Source organism: Paenibacillus sp. FSL M7-1455 (assembly GCF_038004655.1).
Lineage (GTDB): Bacteria > Bacillota > Bacilli > Paenibacillales > Paenibacillaceae > Paenibacillus_AQ > Paenibacillus_AQ cookii.
In genome coordinates, this window is sequence record NZ_JBBORO010000003.1 from 1 (window position 1) to 5,677 (window position 5,677).

7 tRNA genes and 3 rRNA genes are annotated in these 5,677 nt (G+C 52.9%); all 10 read right to left on the minus strand.

Annotated elements, in window-relative coordinates:
• Positions 1 to 52: 52 nt before the first annotated feature.
• The 10 genes from NYE48_RS28105 to NYE48_RS28150 all read right to left on the minus strand — a co-directional run bounded on the left by NYE48_RS28105 (position 53) and on the right by NYE48_RS28150 (position 5,598).
• Positions 53 to 129: transfer RNA gene (locus NYE48_RS28105), tRNA-Arg, on the minus strand.
• A gap of 11 nt (positions 130 to 140) precedes the next feature.
• A tRNA-Leu gene (locus NYE48_RS28110) sits at positions 141 to 226 on the minus strand.
• 14 nt (positions 227 to 240) lie between these two features.
• Positions 241 to 315 (minus strand) — tRNA-Gly (locus NYE48_RS28115).
• Between the two features lie 24 nt (positions 316 to 339).
• A tRNA-Leu gene (locus tag NYE48_RS28120) sits at positions 340 to 421 on the minus strand.
• Between the two features lie 6 nt (positions 422 to 427).
• Positions 428 to 503, minus strand: a tRNA-Lys gene (locus NYE48_RS28125).
• A 36-nt stretch (positions 504 to 539) separates the two neighbouring features.
• Positions 540 to 615, minus strand: a tRNA-Thr gene (locus NYE48_RS28130).
• 5 nt (positions 616 to 620) lie between these two features.
• Positions 621 to 696, minus strand: a tRNA-Val gene (locus NYE48_RS28135).
• Between the two features lie 23 nt (positions 697 to 719).
• Positions 720 to 835, minus strand: a 5S ribosomal RNA gene (rrf, locus tag NYE48_RS28140).
• Positions 836 to 885: 50 nt separating this feature from the next.
• Positions 886 to 3,815: ribosomal RNA gene (locus NYE48_RS28145) — 23S ribosomal RNA — on the minus strand.
• 233 nt (positions 3,816 to 4,048) lie between these two features.
• Positions 4,049 to 5,598, minus strand: a 16S ribosomal RNA gene (locus tag NYE48_RS28150).
• Together the 16S, 23S and 5S rRNA genes with 7 tRNA genes alongside form the textbook arrangement of a ribosomal RNA operon.
• Positions 5,599 to 5,677: the final 79 nt, after the last annotated feature.

Genomic DNA, 5,677 nt, shown 5'->3' on the forward strand with positions numbered 1-5,677 from the left:
CAAACCATGTGCTCTACCAAGCTGAGCTACTTCCCGATTTTCAAAAATATTATGGCGCGCCCGAGAGGAGTCGAACCCCTAACCTTTTGATCCGTAGTCAAACGCTCTATCCAATTGAGCTACGGGCGCATAATAATGAATGCCGAGGGCCGGACTTGAACCGGCACGGTAGTCACCTACCGCAGGATTTTAAGTCCTGTGTGTCTGCCAATTCCACCACCCCGGCGCGGATGGTATAGTTGGAGCGGAAGACGGGATTCGAACCCGCGACCCCCACCTTGGCAAGGTGGTGTTCTACCACTGAACTACTTCCGCATACAGGATAGTTATCCTGTATAATGCGGGTGAAGGGACTTGAACCCCCACGTCATAAGACACTAGATCCTAAGTCTAGCGCGTCTGCCAATTCCGCCACACCCGCGTAACATGGTGAGCCATGAAGGACTCGAACCTTCGACCCTCTGATTAAAAGTCAGATGCTCTACCAACTGAGCTAATGGCTCTTTTTAAAAGACTTATGTTATTATCTTGTCCAAAAATGGTGCCGGCCAGAGGACTTGAACCCCCAACCTACTGATTACAAGTCAGTTGCTCTACCAATTGAGCTAGGCCGGCAAATATGGTGGAGGATGACGGGCTCGAACCGCCGACCCTCTGCTTGTAAGGCAGATGCTCTCCCAGCTGAGCTAATCCTCCATATATTACACTTGCGTGTAATGGCTTGGCGGCGTCCTACTCTCACAGGGGGAAACCCCCGACTACCATCGGCGCTGAAGAGCTTAACTTCCGTGTTCGGCATGGGAACGGGTGTGACCTCTTCGCTATCGCCACCAAACCATTGAGAGTGTTCTCTCAAAACTAGATAACAGTAAGCATACATTCAAATTGGTTAAGTCCTCGATCGATTAGTATCTGTCAGCTCCATGTGTCGCCACACTTCCACCTCAGACCTATCAACCTGATCATCTTTCAGGGATCTTACTTCCTTGCGGAATGGGAAATCTCATCTTGAGGGGGGCTTCATGCTTAGATGCTTTCAGCACTTATCCCGTCCGCACATAGCTACCCAGCGATGCCCTTGGCAGAACAACTGGTACACCAGCGGTGCGTCCATCCCGGTCCTCTCGTACTAAGGACAGCTCCTCTCAAATTTCCTGCGCCCGCGACGGATAGGGACCGAACTGTCTCACGACGTTCTGAACCCAGCTCGCGTACCGCTTTAATGGGCGAACAGCCCAACCCTTGGGACCGACTACAGCCCCAGGATGCGATGAGCCGACATCGAGGTGCCAAACCTCCCCGTCGATGTGGACTCTTGGGGGAGATAAGCCTGTTATCCCCGGGGTAGCTTTTATCCGTTGAGCGATGGCCCTTCCATGCGGAACCACCGGATCACTAAGCCCGACTTTCGTCCCTGCTCGACTTGTAGGTCTCGCAGTCAAGCTCCCTTGTGCCTTTACACTCTGCGAATGATTTCCAACCATTCTGAGGGAACCTTTGGGCGCCTCCGTTACCTTTTAGGAGGCGACCGCCCCAGTCAAACTGCCCACCTGACACTGTCTCCCCGCCCGATAAGGGCGGCGGGTTAGAAGGTCAATACAGCCAGGGTAGTATCCCACCGATGCCTCCACCGAAGCTGGCGCTCCGGTTTCCAAGGCTCCTACCTATCCTGTACAAGCTGTACCAACATTCAATATCAGGCTGCAGTAAAGCTCCACGGGGTCTTTCCGTCCTGTCGCGGGTAACCTGCATCTTCACAGGTACTATAATTTCACCGAGTCTCTCGTTGAGACAGTGCCCAGATCGTTGCGCCTTTCGTGCGGGTCGGAACTTACCCGACAAGGAATTTCGCTACCTTAGGACCGTTATAGTTACGGCCGCCGTTTACTGGGGCTTCAATTCGCACCTTCGCTTACGCTAAGCGCTCCTCTTAACCTTCCAGCACCGGGCAGGCGTCAGCCCCTATACTTCGCCTTACGGCTTCGCAGAGACCTGTGTTTTTGCTAAACAGTCGCCTGGGCCTATTCACTGCGGCTCTCTCGGGCTTGCACCCTAACAGAGCACCCCTTCTCCCGAAGTTACGGGGTCATTTTGCCGAGTTCCTTAACGAGAGTTCTCTCGATCACCTTAGGATTCTCTCCTCGCCTACCTGTGTCGGTTTGCGGTACGGGCACCTCTCACCTCGCTAGAGGCTTTTCTTGGCAGTGTGGAATCAGGAACTTCGCTACTATAATTCGCTCGCCATCACAGCTCAGCCTTCACGGGAAACGGATTTGCCTATTTCCCAGCCTAACTGCTTGGACGCGGATATCCAATACCGCGCTTACCCTATCCTCCTGCGTCCCCCCATTGCTCAAATGGTGAGGAGGTGGTACAGGAATATCAACCTGTTATCCATCGCCTACGCCTTTCGGCCTCGGCTTAGGTCCCGACTAACCCTGAGCGGACGAGCCTTCCTCAGGAAACCTTAGGCATTCGGTGGAGGGGATTCTCACCCCTCTTTCGCTACTCATACCGGCATTCTCACTTCTAAGCGCTCCACAAGTCCTTCCGGTCTTGCTTCACAGCCCTTAGAACGCTCTCCTACCACTGTTCGAAGAACAGTCCGCAGCTTCGGTGATACGTTTAGCCCCGGTACATTTTCGGCGCAGAGTCACTCGACCAGTGAGCTATTACGCACTCTTTAAATGGTGGCTGCTTCTAAGCCAACATCCTGGTTGTCTAAGCAACTCCACATCCTTTTCCACTTAACGTATACTTTGGGACCTTAGCTGGCGGTCTGGGCTGTTTCCCTTTCGACTACGGATCTTATCACTCGCAGTCTGACTCCCAAGGATAAGTCATCGGCATTCGGAGTTTGACTGAATTCGGTAACCCGGTAGGGGCCCCTAGTCCAATCAGTGCTCTACCTCCGAGACTCTTACCTTGAGGCTAGCCCTAAAGCTATTTCGGAGAGAACCAGCTATCTCCAGGTTCGATTGGCATTTCACCCCTACCCACACCTCATCCCCGCACTTTTCAACGTGCGTGGGTTCGGGCCTCCATTCAGTGTTACCTGAACTTCACCCTGGACATGGGTAGATCACCTGGTTTCGGGTCTACGACCACGTACTCAATTCGCCCTATTCAGACTCGCTTTCGCTGCGGCTCCGCATCTTCTGCTTAACCTTGCACGGGATCGTAACTCGCCGGTTCATTCTACAAAAGGCACGCCATCACCCGTTAACGGGCTCTGACTACTTGTAGGCACACGGTTTCAGGATCTCTTTCACTCCCCTTCCGGGGTGCTTTTCACCTTTCCCTCACGGTACTGGTTCACTATCGGTCACTAGGGAGTATTTAGCCTTGGGAGATGGTCCTCCCGGATTCCGACGGAATTTCACGTGTTCCGCCGTACTCAGGATCCACTCAGGAGAGAACGAAGTTTTGACTACAGGGCTGTTACCTCCTATGGCGGGCCTTTCCAGACCTCTTCATCTACCTCGTTCCTTTGTAACTCCGTACAGAGTGTCCTACAACCCCAAGAGGCAAGCCTCTTGGTTTGGGCTGGTCCCGTTTCGCTCGCCGCTACTCAGGGAATCGCATTTGCTTTCTCTTCCTCCGGGTACTTAGATGTTTCAGTTCCCCGGGTCTGCCTTCTCATATCCTATGTATTCAGATATGGATACCACTCCATTACGAGTGGTGGGTTTCCCCATTCGGAAATCTCCGGATCAAAGCTTGCTTACAGCTCCCCGAAGCATATCGGTGTTCGTCCCGTCCTTCATCGGCTCCTAGTGCCAAGGCATCCACCGTGCGCCCTTTCTAACTTAACCGTTAAAAAGAATCACTACGTGATATCTTGCATTACTAATTGAATGTGAATTACTTCTGTTATCTAGTTTTCAAAGAACAACGCATAGGACATGCTAACACATGCGTTGCCACAGGAAGTGGCGCATTTAGCAGGTGTTCCTATGTTTTGAAGGAATGATCCTTCAAAACTAAACAAGACAGGGAACGTTCTGTTTATAAGACCCAAGGTCTTATATTCCGTTAAAATCCTTAGAAAGGAGGTGATCCAGCCGCACCTTCCGATACGGCTACCTTGTTACGACTTCACCCCAATCATCTGTCCCACCTTCGGCGGCTGGCTCCTAAAAGGTTACCTCACCGACTTCGGGTGTTACAAACTCTCGTGGTGTGACGGGCGGTGTGTACAAGGCCCGGGAACGTATTCACCGCGGCATGCTGATCCGCGATTACTAGCGATTCCAGCTTCACGCAGTCGAGTTGCAGACTGCGATCCGAACTGAGAACAGATTTGTGGGATTGGCTTAACCTCGCGGTTTCGCTGCCCTTTGTTCTGTCCATTGTAGCACGTGTGTAGCCCAGGTCATAAGGGGCATGATGATTTGACGTCATCCCCACCTTCCTCCGGTTTGTCACCGGCAGTCACCTTAGAGTGCCCAACTGAATGCTGGCAACTAAGATCAAGGGTTGCGCTCGTTGCGGGACTTAACCCAACATCTCACGACACGAGCTGACGACAACCATGCACCACCTGTCACTCTGCCCCCGAAGGGGACGTCCTATCTCTAGGATTGTCAGAGGATGTCAAGACCTGGTAAGGTTCTTCGCGTTGCTTCGAATTAAACCACATGCTCCACCGCTTGTGCGGGCCCCCGTCAATTCCTTTGAGTTTCAGTCTTGCGACCGTACTCCCCAGGCGGAGTGCTTAATGCGTTAGCTGCAGCACTAAGGGGCGGAAACCCCCTAACACTTAGCACTCATCGTTTACGGCGTGGACTACCAGGGTATCTAATCCTGTTCGCTCCCCACGCTTTCGCTCCTCAGCGTCAGTTACAGACCAGAGAGTCGCCTTCGCCACTGGTGTTCCTCCACATCTCTACGCATTTCACCGCTACACGTGGAATTCCACTCTCCTCTTCTGCACTCAAGTTCCCCAGTTTCCAATGACCCTCCCCGGTTGAGCCGGGGGCTTTCACATCAGACTTAAGAAACCGCCTGCGAGCCCTTTACGCCCAATAATTCCGGACAACGCTTGCCACCTACGTATTACCGCGGCTGCTGGCACGTAGTTAGCCGTGGCTTTCTGGTTAGGTACCGTCAAGGTGCCGCCCTATTTGAACGGCACTTGTTCTTCCCTAACAACAGAGCTTTACGATCCGAAAACCTTCATCACTCACGCGGCGTTGCTCCGTCAGACTTTCGTCCATTGCGGAAGATTCCCTACTGCTGCCTCCCGTAGGAGTCTGGGCCGTGTCTCAGTCCCAGTGTGGCCGATCACCCTCTCAGGTCGGCTACGCATCGTCGCCTTGGTGAGCCGTTACCTCACCAACTAGCTAATGCGCCGCGGGTCCATCTGTAAGTGGTAGCCGAAGCCACCTTTTATGTCTGAACCATGCGGTTCAGACAACCATCCGGTATTAGCCCCGGTTTCCCGGAGTTATCCCAGTCTTACAGGCAGGTTACCCACGTGTTACTCACCCGTCCGCCGCTAACATCAGGGAGCAAGCTCCCATCTGTCCGCTCGACTTGCATGTATTAGGCACGCCGCCAGCGTTCGTCCTGAGCCAGGATCAAACTCTCCGATAAAGTAGTTTGACTGACTACGCACATCGCTGTGCGATTTATTTAAAACTTTGAATTAACAGGTACGTTTTGTCTTGTTTAG